The following is a 17,211-nucleotide window of genomic DNA, read 5'->3' as shown; positions in this document are numbered from 1 at the left end:
CAATGGATGGCATCATGAATTGAAGAATTCTGCAAGTCACTAGACTGTCAGGTAACCGCGGTCCGGCACCGGCCAGGACGCGCCGGACAACAACCTTCGAGGAGTGGATCCGTGAGTTCGTTCGATGACGAGTTGCTGCACCGGATCAGTGCGGCGAGGCAGGCGTTGTCCGCTGCGCGTGACGCCGGTGAACTGGACAGCGAGCGCGTCTACGCCGGCGAACTCGACAGCCTGCTCCGGCTGGCGATGGACAACGGCGTGACCGTACCGCCGGAGGCGCCCAGCCTGCCGAGGCCCTTGGGCTGACCCAGCACGAACCCGACGGTCCCACCGCTCACTCGATAGTCAACGGAGACAGCGATGCGCTACGAAGTAACCCGGTTCCCGCCGGACCACGACGCCGAGACCCCCGTCATCACCGACGCCGCAGGCGTCCCCGAACTGGTCCGCGAAGCTGCCCAGAGCGGCCGCCGAGTCCACATCCGCCCAATCACCAACCGAGCGGCCCCAGCCCCCGTACACCCCCACACCAGAGAACACACCCACCCATAGCGCAGCGCATCACCACAACCAAAGGGACTGCCCGCGCATCGGCAGGTGCGTATGTTGGCCGGCGTCCAGGTGGTCGCCAGGCTTCTGGCCTGTCGCGGATCAGCCCTGTTCGAGCAGCACGCGGTGCGGCACCTTCGAGAGGTCGCCCTCGGCTGTTCGAAGTAACAGATAGCGCCGAGGTCGACTGAACAGCGATCACCGGCAAGGCGGCGAAGACCGACGAGCAGCCTCAGTCCGGAAAGCAGCCAGCCGGCGAGAAAGCTGCACGAGCTGACTCCGGCCGAGGCGATTCACTTGCTGTCCACAGTCAAGTACGGACGCCTCGTTTTCACTCGCAACGCGCTCCCAGCCGTACGTCCGGTCAACCACCTCCTCGATGAGGACGAGATCAGCCTGTTCGGGTCCAGCGCCAGAGCAATCGCTGGACGAGGAGGGTGGCGACGCCGGCGCAGGTCATGCCGGCCAGGTTGATGCCTAGTTGGGCGGCTGAGCCGCCGACCTGGGATGGTGCCCAGACGGCAGTTGAGAGGGCTAGGTCGCCTGCGGCTGGGACTGTCGTGACGGAGATGAAGACGCCGACCAAGGCGTTGGATCGGCCGGCGGTCTGGGACAGTACGCCGGCGCAACCGGCCAGTACCGCGACCACCGCGGACCACCTGTCCGGCCGCCAGATGAATCCGGTCAGCGGACGCGCGGCGGTCACGTCGCCGACATCGATCCAGCCGGCCGCCCGGGCCAGCAGGGCCGCCCCGATGGTGAGCAGGATCGCGACCAGGAACCCTTTGGCGAGCAGGATCAGTGATTGCGCCGCGAGCTTGCGCCGCCCCAGCGCCAGCCCGAGGGCGAGCGCCGCCACCACCCCGAACTCGGGACCGACGACCATGGCGCCGACCACCAGGATCGCCGAGTCCGTGACGACCGCGATCGCGGCGATCATGGTGGCCAGTGTCAGGAACGCGTAGAACGCCCAGGACCCGCGCGCTTCGGCGTATCCCTGATCCACCACCGCGTCCCACACGACCGCGTCGTCGGGTGCGCCGGGAGCCGCTTCCTCCGTGTGCCAGGCGTTCCGGGACGGAGCGGCGTCGACGCCGGAAAGCGCGACCGCGCCGTCGTCGTACAGGCCCTGGGTCTTCAGCCAGCTGAGGATGTCGGAAGTTGCCTCCCGGGTTACGTCGCACTGGACGACATCGCCGGCGGGTCGCTTCGCGGCGCCCCGTAGTACGACGACGTTGGTGACCCGGGCGTCGCCGACGAGGGTGTCCACCACGAGGTCGGTCCGGTCGGTCGGCACGATGAGCCGCAGATGCATCACGCAGCCATGATGCCCGTACCAACGTATTTATCGCTCGTCGCGCAATGACTTCCGCGTGAAGTCGGCTGCTTTGGTGAGTAGGTCGCGCCAGAGCTGCGGATCGACCGCAGGGATCGAGACCCACTCACGGAAGACTTTGCCTGCGGGCGCGAACGGGTCGCCGTGGCCGTCGCCGACGAGTTCGGTCGCTCGCTCCCGAGGCAGATGGATGGGTGACAGCACTCGTCTGTGGTGGCGATTCTGGAGAACCCTCGGTACACGGGGGTATGCGATCTACGGGCGGTGGCAGAAGGCCGAGGAGTTGCTGGATCCGGAAGATGTTGCCGCCGGCTACATCGCGCGGTTCAGGCGGCCGCCGCTGGCGAAGATCGTGCGGTCGCGGGAGCCTGCACATCCGGCGATCGTGTCAGTGGAGACGTTCACCGCGGCTCAGCTGGAGAAACGGAAGAGGCGGACCGGTGGGGTCGTCGAGGAGCCGGCAGCGGATTTCGACGAAGCGGACGTACGAGCTTCGAGGGCGGATCAGGTGTGGGATCTGTGACAGGAAGATTGAGGGCGCGGCGCGGCACCAGGAGGTCAAGTACTACCGGTGCAATGCGCGGATCTTGGTGCCGGAATCGGCTACCGCCTTGGCGCATCCGCCGCAGATCTACCTTCGGGAGGACTTGGTCACGCAGGCGATCTATCGGTGGATCGGGGAGCTGTTTGGGCCGTTGAATCGGCAGGTAACGATTGACTTACTTCTGGAGGGCGACGACAGTTCGGCGCGTCGCGACGAGCAGGTGGCGCAGTTGCGGGATCGGGTGGCGGCGGCCGACATGGTGATGGGGCGGTTGCAGCGGGCGTTGGATGCGGGGGTGAGATCCGGCGGCGCTGCGTGAGCAGTACAACGCTGCTGTGGCGGAGAAGCGGCTGCTGAGACGGGCATCACACAGATGGCTCCCGAGACGCGGAGGAGCAGCAGGGGAAAGGGCCACATCGAAGGGGTCCTGATGGAGTGCGGGAAACAAAGAAGCCGCTGACCCTTAGGTCTGCGGCTGTTTGTGTCCGAGGAGCAACACGCACCTTAACCACACGCCTGGCTCTAGATCAGATTGTCGTCAGTCAATCTCAGGAGCCACTCATCTAGCCCGTTTGGGCGGCGGTGTGGCTCAAAGACTTGATGGTGATTGCGGCTAGCTGTTCGGCGGAAGCAGGGTGGGCTGCGTCGGTCGCGACGACTAGCTGGGCGGGGATTGTGGAGGCGGTTGCTTCGCGGGGTTGGGGCGGGTCGTCGGACGCCGGCGAGTGTCAGGGCGCAGGCCGTGATCTTGGGCAAGTCGGTGCGGAGGCGGAGCTGCGAACGCACTATTCACCGTCCCCTGCGTCGTTACCTTCTGCACGCCCTTGATTGGCATCCGGCCCATGGTGACGACCGCGTCGCAGCAGGCGGCGTAACCCTCGGGGATGTTGACGCAGGTCATGCGGAACTGGCGGGTTTATCACGCAAGTGTAGGAAAATCACCAAACAGCGGACAGTGAGGGTCTAATGTTTCAGGGATTTCATGCGGCGTGTCGCTGTGATGTTGATCGCTTGCTCTGTCACCGTTCTTCTCGGTCGAGGCGTCGGCGACGGTCATCGCTGTCATCTGCCAGAGCAACCGCTGATATTCGCCGCGGACAGAGTCCCCGTGCTTGGGCCGACCACTGGATCGGCCATGGCCCGCTAGCGGGCGACGCAGTGCAGGGAGACCGATCATGACGTGGTTCGAGGACGTCGCGCCGGATGTGCGACTAAAGCTTGCGACCGACTCTGAGCCCGGACTCCGCCGGGCGCAACTCGGCGCGGCCTGGGCCCTCGGCGCTGCGTTCATGTCAGGCCGCCCAACTGCGGCCATGGCCGTCCTACCTACTGGCACGGGCAAGTCCGCGGTGCTTGGTCTCGTGCCGCTCTTGGTCCCCACTGACCGGCCGGTTCTGTTGGCAGCACCCAACCGCCTCGTACGCGACCAGCTCGCCACCGCGTTGAGCAGCCAGGAGGTGTTACGACGGGTCGGCGTTGTGCCGGACGACGCTCCGAACCCAAGGGTTCATGTGGTCGAACACCGGCTCGCCACGCCGGATGACTGGATCGAGGCCGCGCGAGACGCCGACATTGTCGTCGGCACGATGGGGGTCCTCTCGCCGTCCTACAGCGAAGTCGCCGAGCCCCCACGTGGGCTGTTCCGAATGGCGCTCGTCGACGAAGCACACCATGTTCCCGCCAAGACCTGGGCGGCTCTTCTCGACGCGCTCCCCGGGACCCACAGGGCGCTGGTGACGGCGACTCCGGTGAGGTCCGACGGCCAGGAGATCCAAGCGGAGCTCGTCTACTCTTATGCGTTGTCCGATGCGCTGCGCGACGGCGTCATCGCACCCGTCCAGTTCAAACCCGTCACTCCGAAGCCGGGTCAAGGGCGAGATGAAGCACTCGCCGAAGCCGCCATTGACCGGTTGCGCGATCCCGAACACATCGCTGGGCGGAGCCTGCTCATCGTGCGTGCCGGCGGAATCACCGAGGCGAAAACGCTGATTGACGTCTACAAGGCCGCGGGTGCGGAGCTGGCACTCGTCACCGGCACAACCACTCCGCGGCAGCTCAGGAAGATTCTCGCCCGGCTCGACGCAGATGAGCTGCACGGGCTGGCGAGCGTCGGCGTTCTCGGAGAAGGTTTCGACTATCCCCGGCTCAAGATTGCCGTCTATCACCGCAAACACCAGACTCTTGGGCCGACGCTCCAGTTCGCTGGCCGAGTCAGCCGTACCGCCGCCGGACTTGGACCGGCTGAGCTCCTCGCGGTTCCGGGTGAAGACATCGCGGCTGAGACACGCCAGCTGTATGAGTCCGATTCCGATTGGAGCCGGATCCTGGCCGGACTGGCCGACGCCGCTGTCCAAGACGAGCGCGACCGCCGCCAGTTTCTCGACTCTCTCGGCGACCTCCGCGTCCGTCCCGTCCTTCCTGAGCCGCTGTCACCGGCAGCACTGCGGCCAGCCAAGGAGGTCCAGGTCATCCGCATCACCGCATCCGATGCGGCCACGATTGACCTCGGAGGCGCACAACTCAGCGCACTACGAGGCGACGTCGTCATGGACCGTCTCACTCAGGACCACCGGATGCGCGTCATCGTCACCGCTAGTGAGAGTCGCCCGGCATGGGTCTCCAGTGACGCTCTGGACATCGAGGAACATGAGCTCTTCGTCATCGTCAAGGACAGCGTCGAGCCCCTTCTCTACGTGCACGCGCCCAGCGATTCGGCGGCCTACCTCTTGGTCCAGTCCTTGGGGTTCACAGGCTTCGCTACGGAGGAAACCGGCTGGATCGCGAGATTCCTCAACGGTCTCGACGTCATCTCGTATTTCTCTGTCGGAATGCGCGCCACTCGTCTGCCCGGCGGCACGCTTGCTACCTACCGCACCCTGGCCGGAACCTCGGTCGGAACCGCCGTGTCGGCGACGGACAGCATTGCGTACGCCGCAGGTCACCTGATCCTCCAAGCCAACGATCCCTTCAGAGACGGCGCGCTGTCCGCCGCAGTCGGCGTCAGCATGGGTCGCGCCAAGGTCTGGAACTCGGGTCGCACCGACCTCAACGGCTTCTACCGATGGTGCAACGAGGTCGGCCGGCTCGGCCGCACCGCCACCGGGGACCCTCTCGCCGCGCCTAGGCTAGGGCTCCGCATCCCACAGACCCTGCGTGAGTTCCCCCAGAACCCTCTCGCAGTGAATGTCGACAGCCGAATGCTTTATACGGCCGCCTATGTCGAGCTTGGCGCACGCCGCATCCCCTTGGTTGAGATCGAGCTCACACCCGAGCGGATGAGCACAACCAGCATTGAAGTCACCGGTCACGCAGGCGCCGACGTCGTGCTCCGAGCCGAACTGGACACCACAGGTTCGCTGCGGCCGCTGCATGGGGACCCGGGACTTCTGTGCTACTTCGACGGCGCCCATCTAGGGGTGCCGCTGCACCACGCGCTCGAAGAGCGCTCCAGCCTCACCGTGTACTACGCCGACGCTTCCAGCAGTTCGGGTAGCCGCCTCTACACGCCGCCCACCGCGCACCTCACCTTCCCGCCGGAGCTCCTTGTCCGAGCTGACTGGACGGATGTCGACATCCGCCGCGAGAGCAAGCCCGGGCGCAGCGGTAAGAGAAACGTCCAAGAGGCGATGGCCGAATGGCACACCGACATCAGCACCGGCAACCCGTATGCCCGCGTCCTCAACGATGACGGCGCCGGAGAGATCGCCGACCTAATCGTCATCAACTTTCCCAACTCATGGCTCGACCAGAACGGCGCCGTGACCATGCCGCTCGGCGACCTTCCCGTCGACCCCGTTCGCGTGACCTTGAGTCACTGCAAGTGGGCCGGCGACGACAAGCCCCGTCGGGACCTACGCGATCTGGACCAACTGGTCGGCCAAGCCCACCGGTCTGTGCGGTGGCTGGCTAATCCCCCAGCTTTCTGGGAAACACTCGCGTCTCGTTCGACCGGCCGCGCCAAGACTCTCGTTGGCGATGTCGCCGAAGTCCGAACGGTCCTCCGCCACCTGGCAGCCAACCCACCCAACACCGAGTTCAGCATCCAAATCGTTCAACCCGGACTCGACTCAGCCCAGGTTCCCGGGTGGGAGGCGGGGGAGACCCTCCTGTCATTCCTCGTCGACGCAGCTGGCACCGTGGGCGCGCAGGTCTCCGTCGTCGCCGCCTAGCGCCTTTCAAGCCATACAGAAGCTTGCGGAGCGTCGAGCGTGCTCTACACATCGGAACTCGACCCCCGCTGAACTCGAGCCGAGTCATGCGCAATTCGCTCCTCGACGGAGATCGCTTCACATGTGCCTTCTCGTGTGGAGCGGCGGGCTAACAGAAAGGTGCGTTTGGGCGGAGAATGATGTGGTGACTAGCGATGACCTTCTGTTTTCAGTGCCGGATCTGCGAACTGCTTTGGATCAGCAGCGGGCTGCAGCGCTAAACGAGATCATGACGATGTCGGCTGCCGAGTTCTTGGCTTGGCGCGAGGCTGAGCTGAATGAGGAGCTCGTCAGCAAGTATTCCGTGAGCCTGCCGGTTCTCGGTCGGGATGGAGCGCATCTGGCTTCCGGTGTCGAGGACACGGTGGTGACAATGCGCGGCTTTAGACCGCAGTACGGGTATGAAGAGGTTTCGACCACAGTTGTACTGGTGGTTCCATTCGAGGGTGACGCTCCGGTTTTGAAGTACCGGGCAACTACCTACACCGCTAACCCGCCGTTCGGCGAGTACAAGGTGGGTGAACTCCGCCTGACATGGAGTGGCGCGCACGCCGGCGCTCCGGCGGCCGCTGCAATCAGAAACCACTTCGATGAGCGACTCGATCGAATCCAGGAGCACCTGATCTGGTCACGCTCGGACATCAATCAGCATCATGATCGGCTTCGGCATGTCGTCGCTGAAGCGGTTGCGACGCGAAGGTCGAAGCTCCTGGCTGACCGGGCGCTTGAGTCTGCGCTGGGCTATCCACTCCGCAAGCGGATCGACGCGGCCGCATACGAGTCGCCGATCAAACGGCGCCAGGTAACACCCGCCTACTCCCCACGGGCTCGTAAGGCCTCACGACCGGAGCCTTTCCTTGCCGATGAGCAGTACGAGGATGCGCTGAGTGTGCTTCGCAACGGACGCAACCTGCTGGAGCGCAGTCCAAGCTTGACGGTCACCTTGGGCGAGGAGCGGATCCGAGACATCCTCCTGCTCCTCCTGAACGCTCAGTTCGAGGGTAAGGCAGTTGGCGAGGCCTTCAATCGCGAAGGCAAGACCGACATCCTCATCCGTAGTGAGGACCGCAACGTGTTCATCGCTGAGTGCAAGATCTGGGACGGCCCGAAAACCGTCCGGGACGGGCTTGATCAGCTCCTCAGCTACCTGGCCTGGCGCGACACCAAGGCAGCGCTGGTGTTGTTCATCCGCCACGGCGAGCCGAGCGTAGTCATCGAGAAGGCGATAGCCGTGATCAAGAAGCACCCCAACTTCAAAGCCGTCCGGACTGCTGAGGGGGGCGAGCGGTACGACTTTGTCATGCATGCGACTGGCGACAGCCATCGGGAAATCCGATTGGCTTTCCTGCCGTTCGCGCTACAAGATCGGCCGATGTCCTCGTAGGCAACTCTTTCTACTTTCTCGGTGGTTAAACGGGTGTTTGTCTTTCGCGCCCGACGCGGGCTGTCCTCTCCGTCCGCGGGCGGACGTGGCGGGCAGCGGTCCTAGTCGGTACTCAAGGGCTTTCAAGGCTCCGGCCAAGGCGAAGAGGCTAAGGCCGAAGGTGTCGAGGACGTCTACTGCTCCTTGCCTGCGCGCAACTGCGGGGTGAAACCAGAAGATGGTCAGGCGGACGATGGCAGGTACGACGAGATAGCGCCAGTCGGCCAGAGCGGGTAGTTGATGCGGACGCAGCCGAGGGTGACGCCTTCGATCTCAGCCAGGAGACTTCACGCCGACGGTTCCTGAAGCACCTGGCCTGGATCGCCGCCAGCCTCGACACCTGGCAGAGGTACTACTTCTATGACTGGGTCGACGGCTTTTGGTTGCCCGAGCGCAGCCCGGCAAAGATCAGGATCGCCATCGGCATGGGGCTGGCGGTCGGCGGTGTGTCCGGACTGGTCCTGGGCTCTGCTGTGGGCATCGGCTACGGCGCTCCTGCCGCGTACGTGATCGGGACACTGGCGTCGATTGTGATCGCCTTCGGTTACGCATTCGGGCTTCTCGCCGGCGGCGCCGGGATCGACGCAGCGGTGCGCAAGCCTCGGCTGATGCGGGGGCACTTCTCCTTCGCCGCGCTGAAGCTCCAGCTCACGCCAGTGGACGGCCTCGTATTGGCGGGAGAGACCGTACTCCTGAGCTACGTCGTTTACCGCTTCCTCCAGCCCGCCTTTGTGGCCTGGATGACGCTGAGCACTCGTCAGCACGCCACGGCGGTAACACTGATGGCAACGATTCCGCTGTTGATCGCCGGGCAGCTCTGGGTCGTCGGCCACAATGCCGAGGTGGTGGATACGGATCGCTCATTGGAAGGCCATTCCCCCTCTACGGCAAGGCGTCGGCCGCTTGGTCGCCAGCTGCGGCTTTCGCCCATCGTGGTGTCTGTAGTCATAGCTCCTGTGGCACTGCTCGAGATAGTTCGCTTCTGGCTCGAGTGGTTGCCGACCGACCGGTCCGGTGCGCGGACGCGCAGTCTGATCAGCGCTGCTCTGCCGAACGTACTGGCGCCGGCAGCCGGTGTCTGGCTGGTATGGATGCTCGGCGCGCTCGGATACCTCATACAGGCACGGCTGGCTGCCGCAGCACTGCGCCGCGGCGGCTTCATCCCCGACGACTTCGCAACCTCCGTTCATCAGGCGGCCCGGCTCTCCTTGTTGCAGCCGTACGGCGGCAATGATTTCGCCTTCTGCCACTCGATCGTCCGGGAGCGACTCGCCAGCCTCGCCGGTAACTCGTCTTCGGCGAACCGTCCGGTGATCGCAACTGATCAACCAGATCCGAAGCCTGGCTGAAGATCCAGACAGCTGTTACGGTCCGTGATGTTCAATGGCCGCGTTGGGGGGAACTAATGCGCCGGTGTAATGCATTGCTTTGTCATGCCTGTGCTCGAGTGGTTCGGCGAGAGCCGGGGAGAGTGCGGTGAGGCGCCGTCGTGGGGTGATGGTGGTTGCGGTGATGGTGTTGCTCGCCGCGGGGGCTGCGGGTGGGGCGTATGCGTCGGGCAGTGTGCCGTATGCCTTGATGTCTGATGGGGTGCGGAACGACGCTTGGGTCAAGAAGCACTGTGCCGGGCCGGCGTTGGGGCGGCCGGAGAAGTGTCCGCAGCCTGGTCATCCGGGGCCTGGGCCGTTGCCGGTTGGCGACGGGGGAACGATGGTCAGCTTCGGGGACTCGTTCTCAGCTGGTGAGGGAGCTCCGAGTACGGATCAGTACAAGATCATCACCCGTGGACAGTTCGATCTGCGGCTGGCTGATTGCAATGCGTTCGAGCGGTCTTGTCTCCGGGTGGGTACGAGTAAGGATCGGGTCTGGGATGGTGCGTCGGGCTACTACGCCGGCACGGACGGCGGCGATGGGAACACCTGCCACCGGTCACCGGAGGCCTATGCGCCCAGGGTCGCCCGGGAACTGAAGCTGACGCTGGAGTTCCGCGCCTGCAGTGGCGCGGTCAGCGGCGACTATGCGAACAGTCAGGATGGCCGCACCTTCGCTCAGCAATGTGCGACCGCACAGTGTCCTGAGTTCGGCGAGGCACCGCAGTTTCCGGCCGATACGAAGTTGGTGACCGCGGGATTCGGTGGGAACAACGCCCTCTTCGCGCAGGTCGTGAAGGTCTGTATCGCCACTGGGCGGTCGATGCAGCAGTTCCTGCGGGAGCTGAAGGTCGATCAGGAGACGCAGGCCGATCTGCTCGCGCTGAAGGAGGTCACGAACAGCGATTGGACCAGCTGTACGCCGTACACGCGCAAGCTGATCGAGGTGGCCGCCAAACGGCTAGGCACCGAGCTGGACAAGAGCGGCCATCTCCAGCCGGGGGTCGCCGACGTGGTCCGCGACCTGAAGAGGCGTACTCCGGCAGGCGGGCGAGTGATCCTGACGTCGTACCCGCATCTGTTCCCGGACGGCAATCCGAAGGCCTGCGGTGTCGGCACCGGCGAGGCGAGCATGGGGAAGACGGAACAGGCGGCGATCAACACTCTGGTCGACACGATCAACGGGGTACTGCGGGTCGCGGCCGCGAAGGAGGGCGTCGACTTCGTGGACATGACGTATGCGTTCGTCGGCCGGGGCGTGAAGGCCGGGAGCCGGGAGGACCACGGGCTGTGCCAGGACCAGGGCCCGGACGACAAGGCGGGCAATGCCGAACGCTGGGTCAACAGGTTCCGGTTCTGGAACGACTGGACCGACGCCAAGGCGAAGGAGGGCAGCATGCATCCGAACGTTCAGGGACAAGCGGCGTACGCCGAACGCTTGCTGGCCTGCTACAACGACCGGACGGCCTGCGACGGCACGCTCGATGCGGATCGCTGGCGGGACCAGGCGCTGCGCGCGATCGGCTGCACCCTGCCGCCCGACGAGCCCGACTTCAAGACGAACGTCTGGGACAAGGCCGCAGTGGTACCACGCCGCCTGGACGTGACCGGGGACGGCGAGCCCGAGGTGGTGGTGGAGGCGCAGTGTCCGTCGACGACCTCGTCGAATCCGACAGAGTACGCGGTCTTCGACGACTCGACCGCGACGCCGCGGGTGCTGGGCGCGCTGGGAGAGGAACACTACTACCGTCAGGCGACCTTGACGGTAGTGGGCAAGACCGTCGTGGTGGCAGGAACCAGCGTCGGCGGAAAGGATCCGTTGTGTTGCGCTGACCACGTCGCCCGCGACGTCTATCAGTGGGACGGTTCCAAGTTCCGCAATCTCAGCAGCACCGAGACCTATCCCAAGGAGGCGCCCGAGAAGGCGGCACCCGGCCCGGTGGTCGATGCCCTGATCACCTCGGTCGACGCGGGACGGCGGGTGGTGACGTACGACGTCGTCCAATGGTTCAGTGGCAAGGCGGCCGAGAAGGCTTGTAAGGAAGACCTCGTCAGCAGCGAGTCGGAATGGTGCCACGACTACTACTGGCGCAATGCCAACGATCTGCTCCGGATCAACTCCGTACTTTCCGTCGCCAAGCTGGAGGTCGTCAACCAGTTCGGCGGATCAACCTGGCGCCCGACGACGCTCCAAGAACTCGCCACCTATGCTCCAGCGTCCGGCGCAATCTACACGCTGCACATCGCCAATAACCAGATCATCTCCATTCAGGAGCGCTTCACCCCGTGATGGGAGCCGCGGCCCCAACACGGGGCTGGAGTAGCTAGAGGGTCTTACATCGGCCTGACTTCGGGCCGGAGGTGGTGTTCGGGTGGCCAGCGTTCTGCGTTTCGGCCACCATCCGGATTTCGAGGCCATCCTGTTCACGGCTAGGCGCACCGCAATGGTAGAGCCGCCACGGCCCGGTCGAGCGGCGCGTTACGTCGAGCGTCGGAGGCGTGTTCCGATGGCGGCCAGGCCTAGGAGCACGGGGATTGTGATCGCGACGGGTAGGGCTCCGCCTGTGCTCAGGGTTTGCCGGGTGGCTACGGTGATGTGTACTGGTGGGCTGACGATCAGTGGGCCGTCTTTGGGGATCACTACGACGTACACGGCGAAGTGGCCGCTGTTGACTGCCTGGAATTCCCAGTCGAGTTGAGCCTGTGGCTCGGCCGGTACGGGCTGGGTGACGTCTTGGGTCCAGTCCTCCAGGTCGACGTAGACGCCGTCCAGGCTGGTCACGTTGAGATGGGCGATCGAGTCTGCCGGCGCAATGACCTGCGATTCGAGATTCAGCGTCTGGCCGGTGGCGGCGTTGAGTTGGTCCTGGTTCATCGTGATGGCGGGGGATGGGGGTGCCATGAGAATCAGCAAGGAGGCGAGTGTGTGCAGGGGAATCATGATGAGCTCGCTCCCGCAGTCAGCTTGATGATGGTGGGACCGGCGACGATCAGGACCGCGAGCGTTGCGGCGGTGAGGACGCCCGGAGCGGCCAGGTAGCTGAGGTTGTCGGTCCAACTGCGGTGGCCAACCAGAACCTGGGTGATGTAGTGCAGTGCGGACCCGATCGGGTTGACTCTGGTGAGCAGGTCACCGATGCCGGTCTTCGGCAGCGCCGGTATCTGGGTCGGCGCGAAGAAGATCAGCAACACCAGCAGGCTGATCGCAAGGCTGGTCTTGTTGGAGTTGGTACAGGCGCTGATCAGCAAACCCAGACTGCCAAGGCCCGCCGCGACCAAGGTGCCGACGCAGAGCGCCAGCAATGCGGCGGATCCGGCAACAGCGACTCCGCGACCCAAGACCCACAAGTAGGGGAGGGCGACGACCAAGCACGCGAGCCACAAGGTCATCGCCGCGGCCAACTTGCCCACCGCGATGGCACGCCTGCCCACTGGGGTGAGTAGTAGGGCCTCGAGCGTGCCACGTTCGCGCTCACCGCTGATCGCGTCAGCACTGACGAGCAGGGTGAGCAGTACGCCGACCGACAGTGCCACTTGCAGGGTGAGGTTGACAGCTTCTCGTTGTTCGAGGAAGTTCATCGCTCGATTGGTCGCCGCCAGATAGGTCATGGCGCTGAGCAGGACACTGAAGGTGAGCAGGAGCAATGGTCCGCGGCCGCCGATCCACAGGTCTCTGCATTCCTGGCCGGCCACGACTTGCCAGCCGCCCGACTGGGCCTCGCCACGCCGGACGTCGTGTTCCTCGTCTGTGCGTACGGTCATGGCTGGTCCTCCTCGGTGAGGCTGAGGAACGCGTCGCTCAGTCTGGTCGCGTCGGTGTCGAACGCGAGCACCGCGATCCGTGCATCGAGCAGTGCACGCAACGCGTTGTCCCACGGCTCCTGGGCACTGCTGGTCGCATCCAGCTTGAGTTCGCCTGGATGGTCCGTGTCTCCGGTGAATTCAAGGCCGCTCACCCTGGCGAGTGCGGCTTGTGCGCGCGGAATCAGGCCGGGTGCTACTCGCAGTCGGCCGGAGCGTTGAGCGCCCACTGTGGCGATGACGTCGGAAACGGTGCCTGCGGCAAGCAGTTTGCCTCGGCGGAGGATGAGCAGGCTGGTGCAGACCTGCTCGACCTCAGTCAGGGTGTGCGTGGACAACACCACGGTCGCCCCTCGCCGCTGCGCGATGTCCCGGACGGTGACCAGCACTTCGCGTTGCCCGGCCGGGTCGAGGCCGAGCGTCGGCTCGTCCAGGAACACGACCGCCGGATCGTTGACGAGGGCCCGGGCGATCCCCAGTCGTTGCCGCATGCCACGGCTGTACGTCGAGATCCGCGCCCCGGCCCGATCGCTCAGGCCCACATCGGCCAGCAGTCGGTCGGTGACCCTCGTGGCCTCGGCCCGCGAGAGACCGAACAGCCGGGCCGAGTAGCGCAGATACTCCCGGCCTGTCTGACGTACCGGGTAGCCGGCGCTCTCGGGGAGGACACCGATGCGTTGCCGGATCGCTGAATGCTGGTCCCCGGGGATACCGGTGACGGAGAAGGCCCCCGCGCTGGGTCGCAGGATCGTTGTCAGCAGGCGGATCGTGGTGGTCTTGCCGCCGCCGTTGGGGCCCAGCAGGCCGATGATGTCGCCCTGGTGCGCGGTGAAAGTCAGCTCGTCCACGGCGGTCCGTACGCCGAACCGCTTGCTCAGCCCGACCACTTCGAGACTCGACATGTGCCGAGGCTAGGACCGCGGCGCTGAACCCCGGCTGAACGTCTCGTTCAGCCCCCATTCAGCCAGAATGGACGACAATCACCTCCAAGGAGGTAGCGAGTGCGGGCACTGGTGGTCGAGGACGAGCTCCGGCTGGCTGCCGGTCTGCGGACCGGGCTCGAGGCGGAAGGCTTCGCCGTCGACGTCGCACTGACCGGTACGGACGGGCTCTGGCTCGCCCGCGAGCAGAGCTACGACGTGATGGTGCTCGACCTGATGCTCCCGGAGATCGACGGTTTCGAGATCTGCGCCCGGCTGCGCAGTGAGAAGGTCTGGACCCCGATCCTGATCCTGACGGCCAGGGACGCCGACACCGACCAGGTCAAGGCTCTCGACACCGGCGCCGACGACTACCTGACCAAGCCCTTCGCGTACGCCGTACTGGTCGCCAGACTGCGCGCACTTGTACGCCGTGGCGCGGCCGAACGGCCAGTCGTCATCGGAGCCGGCGATCTGCGACTCGATCCCGCCGCGCGACGGGCCTGGCGCGGCGAGACCGAACTCCAGTTGACCGCGCGGGAACTGTCGCTGCTGGAGTTCCTGATCCGGCGCCAAGGAGTGGTGGTGTCGAAGCGGACCATCCTCGAACATGTCTGGGACTACGACTTCGACGGTGATCCGAACATCATCGAGGTCTACGTGCGGCGGCTGCGCAACAAGCTCGACCGGCCGTACGGACGATCCTCCATCACGACGCTGCGCGGTTCGGGGTATCGGTTGACAGCGGATGACGACTAGCGAGCCGGTGCGATGACGGTGCGGGTGCGGGTCACGCTCGCCGCGGTACTGGTGGTCGGCCTGGCGCTGGTCGCGGGAGCGCTTGTCCTGGTCGCGTTGCTCGGATCTGTACTGACTGATCAGGTCTGCGCCGATGCTCGTGAGCGGGCGTCACAACTGGCCATGGGGGACGGCGCGGTGAACAGTTCGCGGCCGGGTGAGATTGTTCAGTGGGCCGACCGTTCAGGCGCTGTCGTGGGCACGCCCGCTGGTCCCCAGCTGGCCGATCCGGGACCGCGCTGTGTGAAGGTCGAACCGGCGGGCTACAACGAGGATTTTGTGTTCGCTGCAAGTCCCACCCGCGGGTCCGGTCAAGAGGCGGCGCGAGTGATCGTGGGTCGTCCGCTCGTCGATGTCGGTGACTCGACGGGTTTCGTCACCCGGGCGTTAGCGGTGGGGCTGCCAGTGATGCTGCTGATCGTCGGGGGAGTGACCTGGGTGGTCGCCGGCAGGACTCTGGCCCCGGTGGCAGCGATCCGCCGCGAGGTCGACGAGATCTCCGCGGCCGAGCTGCACCGGCGGGTTCCCGCGGTGCACAGCGGCGACGAGATCGGCCGGCTGGCCGCCACGATGAACCGGATGCTCGACCGGCTGGAGCAGGCGCAGGACAGCCAGCGGCGGTTCGTCTCCCACGCGTCGCACGAACTCCGCTCGCCGATCGCGTCGATCCGCCAGCACGTCGAGGTCGCGCTGGCACATCCCGACCGGTCGTCGCTGGCCGAGCTGGCCGGGACCGTACTCGCGGAGAATCTCCGGATCCAGCGCCTGGTCGACGATCTGCTGCTGCTCGCGCGGGCGGACGAGCAGGTTCTCCAGCTGCACAGGGGCCCGGTCGACCTCGACGACCTGTTGTTCGACGAGGCCAGACGGTTGCGGACGGCAACAAAGCTGGAGATCGACAGCACGGCAGTGTCGGCGATCCAGATGCTGGGCGACGAGGCGTCGTTGCGGCGGTTGATTCTCAACCTCGGCGAGAACGCGGCCCGGTACGCCGAGAGCCGCATCAGCCTCGGCCTGCAGTACTCGAGCAGAGCCGATGTCCCGATGCCCGCCTCGGACGGCAGCCACGTCCTGCTCACCGTCGCCGACGACGGGCCGGGCATCCCGGCACCGGATCGCGTCCGCGTTTTCGACCGGTTCGTCCGGCTCACCACCGCGCGGACCCGCGACGAGGGTGGCAGCGGACTCGGCCTCGCGATCGTCGCCGAGATCGTCCGGGCTCACGACGGGACCGTGCGGATCACCGAGACACCGTCCGGCGGTACGACCGTACAAGTACGCCTTCCGGTTGATTCAGCGTCGGTTCAGTAGCGCGCTGGCAGGGTTTGAGCGGGGTCGATCCGACCCGCGAACCCCAGGAGGCAAGGATGAAACCCCGACACCCCTCCGCACGACGAACAGCAACGCTCACCGCCGCACTCACGGCCGCCATGCTCCTGCCCGGCCCACCGGCGACGGCATCAGTGCCCAGTACAGGCCTGTCTGCCGGGCGGAATTGCCCACTGCCGACCTTCGGGCCGGGAGCCACGTACCGGCCGCGGATCTCGCCCGGACAGTTCAGCCCGCACGTCACCAACCGGTACTTCCCGCTCAAGGTCGGGCGCACCCTGATCTACACGGGAGTCAAGGACGGCAAGAAGGCGCTCAACCTCACAACCACCACCTCTCGCACCAAGCTGGTCGACGGGGTCAGGACCCGGGTGGTCGAAGACCGGCTCTACCTGGACAACGTGCTGGAAGAGCGCACCAGCGACTACTACGCCCAGGACCGCTGCGGCAACGTCTGGTACTTCGGTGAGGACACCGCGACTCTGGATGCCCGCGGCCGGGTCGTCAGCACCGAAGGCAGTTTCCACGCCGGCATCGACGGTGCCCAGCCCGGCGTCTTCATGCAAGCGCACCCGCAACTGTCCCGCTGGTTCCGCCAGGAGTGGTACGCCGGCCAGGCCGAGGACACCTTCCGCGTGATCGACCGCTCAGCGCGGATCCGGGTCCCCTACGGATCGTTCCGGCACGCCCTGCTTACCGAAGAGAAGACCGCCCTCGAACCAGGCGTCCTGGACAACAAGTACTACGTCCCCGGCATCGGCGAAATCTTCGAAGGCTCCGTCAAAGGACCACGCGAGGCGCTTCGACTGGTCGAAATCATCTCCTGACCACACTCCGCCCGGCCTGCGGGGCGGGACGGTTCGCTAGCGGTGACTCAGTTGTCCCAGCGGGCCGTCACTGGCGATCGTGCTAGCCGATGGTGTGGGATGCGGA

18 protein-coding genes and 1 pseudogene are annotated in these 17,211 nt (G+C 65.5%); 13 read left to right on the top strand and 6 right to left on the bottom strand.

Features of this window, described 5'->3' with window-relative positions:
- The first annotated feature begins 111 nt into the window (after positions 1-111).
- From ABD116_RS21725 to ABD116_RS41835, 3 genes are all read left to right on the top strand, one after another.
- Positions 112-306: a hypothetical protein gene (locus ABD116_RS21725; RefSeq protein WP_343973030.1), complete on the top strand. Its 195-nt coding sequence runs from the start codon at positions 112-114 to the stop codon at positions 304-306.
- Positions 307-360: 54 nt separating this feature from the next.
- A complete protein-coding gene (locus tag ABD116_RS21720; RefSeq protein WP_343973027.1) occupies positions 361-552 on the top strand; it encodes a hypothetical protein in 192 nt (63 codons plus the stop codon).
- A gap of 294 nt (positions 553-846) precedes the next feature.
- Positions 847-1,023, top strand: coding sequence for a pyridoxamine 5'-phosphate oxidase family protein (locus ABD116_RS41835; RefSeq protein ID WP_425552111.1), 177 nt, complete (start codon positions 847-849; stop codon positions 1,021-1,023).
- Here ABD116_RS41835 and ABD116_RS21715 read toward each other — a convergent pair.
- Complete coding sequence (locus ABD116_RS21715; RefSeq protein WP_343973091.1) at positions 941-1,864, bottom strand: DUF389 domain-containing protein; 924 nt, start codon at positions 1,862-1,864, stop codon at positions 941-943. The two genes, ABD116_RS41835 and ABD116_RS21715, sit on opposite strands and share 83 nt — an antisense overlap.
- 30 nt (positions 1,865-1,894) lie before the next feature.
- Entirely contained in the window at positions 1,895-2,089 is a 195-nt protein-coding gene (locus ABD116_RS21710; RefSeq protein WP_343973023.1) for a hypothetical protein, read from the bottom strand.
- On the opposite strand from ABD116_RS21710, the gene ABD116_RS21705 reads away from it, so the two are divergent.
- The 3 genes and pseudogenes from ABD116_RS21705 (at position 2,076) to ABD116_RS21700 (ending at position 2,748) form a co-directional block, all read left to right on the top strand.
- The gene (locus ABD116_RS21705) at positions 2,076-2,408 is read left to right on the top strand and encodes a hypothetical protein (RefSeq protein WP_343973020.1); all 333 of its coding nucleotides are present in this window, start codon (positions 2,076-2,078) and stop codon (positions 2,406-2,408) included. The genes ABD116_RS21710 and ABD116_RS21705 overlap by 14 nt on opposite strands.
- Positions 2,353-2,490: pseudogene (locus ABD116_RS41830) on the top strand (recombinase zinc ribbon domain-containing protein); the annotation flags it as partial. The gene ABD116_RS21705 and the pseudogene ABD116_RS41830, both read left to right, overlap by 56 nt.
- Before the next feature lie 6 nt (positions 2,491-2,496).
- Complete coding sequence (locus tag ABD116_RS21700; protein ID WP_343973017.1) at positions 2,497-2,748, top strand: hypothetical protein; 252 nt, start codon at positions 2,497-2,499, stop codon at positions 2,746-2,748.
- A gap of 600 nt (positions 2,749-3,348) precedes the next feature.
- Here ABD116_RS21700 and ABD116_RS21695 read toward each other — a convergent pair.
- On the bottom strand, positions 3,349-3,486 hold the full coding sequence (locus ABD116_RS21695) for a hypothetical protein (RefSeq protein WP_343973014.1): 138 nt from the start codon (positions 3,484-3,486) through the stop codon (positions 3,349-3,351).
- A gap of 118 nt (positions 3,487-3,604) precedes the next feature.
- On the opposite strand from ABD116_RS21695, the gene ABD116_RS21690 reads away from it, so the two are divergent.
- The 4 genes from ABD116_RS21690 (at position 3,605) to ABD116_RS21675 (ending at position 11,720) form a co-directional block, all read left to right on the top strand.
- Positions 3,605-6,598 carry a DEAD/DEAH box helicase gene (locus ABD116_RS21690; RefSeq protein ID WP_343973011.1) on the top strand — a complete coding sequence of 998 codons (2,994 nt, stop codon included), beginning with the start codon at positions 3,605-3,607 and terminating at the stop codon, positions 6,596-6,598.
- 184 nt (positions 6,599-6,782) lie between these two features.
- Positions 6,783-8,021 (top strand): hypothetical protein, encoded by a 1,239-nt coding sequence (locus ABD116_RS21685; RefSeq protein ID WP_343973008.1) that lies wholly within the window; start codon positions 6,783-6,785, stop codon positions 8,019-8,021.
- A gap of 422 nt (positions 8,022-8,443) precedes the next feature.
- A complete protein-coding gene (locus ABD116_RS21680; RefSeq protein WP_343973005.1) occupies positions 8,444-9,409 on the top strand; it encodes an MGR2/ROMO1 family protein in 966 nt (321 codons plus the stop codon).
- Positions 9,410-9,536: 127 nt separating this feature from the next.
- Positions 9,537-11,720 carry an SGNH/GDSL hydrolase family protein gene (locus ABD116_RS21675; protein ID WP_343973002.1) on the top strand — a complete coding sequence of 728 codons (2,184 nt, stop codon included), beginning with the start codon at positions 9,537-9,539 and terminating at the stop codon, positions 11,718-11,720.
- A gap of 189 nt (positions 11,721-11,909) precedes the next feature.
- Here the strand turns inward: ABD116_RS21675 and ABD116_RS21670 are convergent, their stop codons facing one another.
- Genes ABD116_RS21670 through ABD116_RS21660 form a run of 3 tightly spaced genes read right to left on the bottom strand, consistent with a single transcriptional unit; the run spans position 11,910 to position 14,133 of the window.
- On the bottom strand, positions 11,910-12,344 hold the full coding sequence (locus ABD116_RS21670; protein ID WP_343973000.1) for a hypothetical protein: 435 nt from the start codon (positions 12,342-12,344) through the stop codon (positions 11,910-11,912).
- Positions 12,345-12,367: 23 nt separating this feature from the next.
- Complete coding sequence (locus ABD116_RS21665) at positions 12,368-13,192, bottom strand: ABC transporter permease (protein WP_343972997.1); 825 nt, start codon at positions 13,190-13,192, stop codon at positions 12,368-12,370.
- On the bottom strand, positions 13,189-14,133 hold the full coding sequence (locus tag ABD116_RS21660) for an ABC transporter ATP-binding protein (protein ID WP_343972994.1): 945 nt from the start codon (positions 14,131-14,133) through the stop codon (positions 13,189-13,191). Before ABD116_RS21660 ends, ABD116_RS21665 begins: the two co-directional genes overlap by 4 nt.
- 99 nt (positions 14,134-14,232) lie before the next feature.
- Here ABD116_RS21660 and ABD116_RS21655 point away from each other — a divergent pair, with 99 nt between their 5' ends.
- Genes ABD116_RS21655 through ABD116_RS21645 form a run of 3 tightly spaced genes read left to right on the top strand, consistent with a single transcriptional unit; the run spans position 14,233 to position 17,105 of the window.
- Positions 14,233-14,910, top strand: coding sequence for a response regulator transcription factor (locus tag ABD116_RS21655; RefSeq protein ID WP_343972991.1), 678 nt, complete (start codon positions 14,233-14,235; stop codon positions 14,908-14,910).
- Between the two features lie 12 nt (positions 14,911-14,922).
- A complete protein-coding gene (locus tag ABD116_RS21650; protein ID WP_343972988.1) occupies positions 14,923-16,260 on the top strand; it encodes a sensor histidine kinase in 1,338 nt (445 codons plus the stop codon).
- 56 nt (positions 16,261-16,316) lie between these two features.
- The gene (locus ABD116_RS21645; protein ID WP_343972985.1) at positions 16,317-17,105 is read left to right on the top strand and encodes a hypothetical protein; all 789 of its coding nucleotides are present in this window, start codon (positions 16,317-16,319) and stop codon (positions 17,103-17,105) included.
- Positions 17,106-17,211: the final 106 nt, after the last annotated feature.

The sequence above is a fragment of the Kribbella koreensis genome (genome assembly GCF_039525325.1).
Classification (GTDB): domain Bacteria; phylum Actinomycetota; class Actinomycetes; order Propionibacteriales; family Kribbellaceae; genus Kribbella; species Kribbella koreensis.
This window is presented reverse-complemented; position numbering and strand designations above follow the sequence as displayed.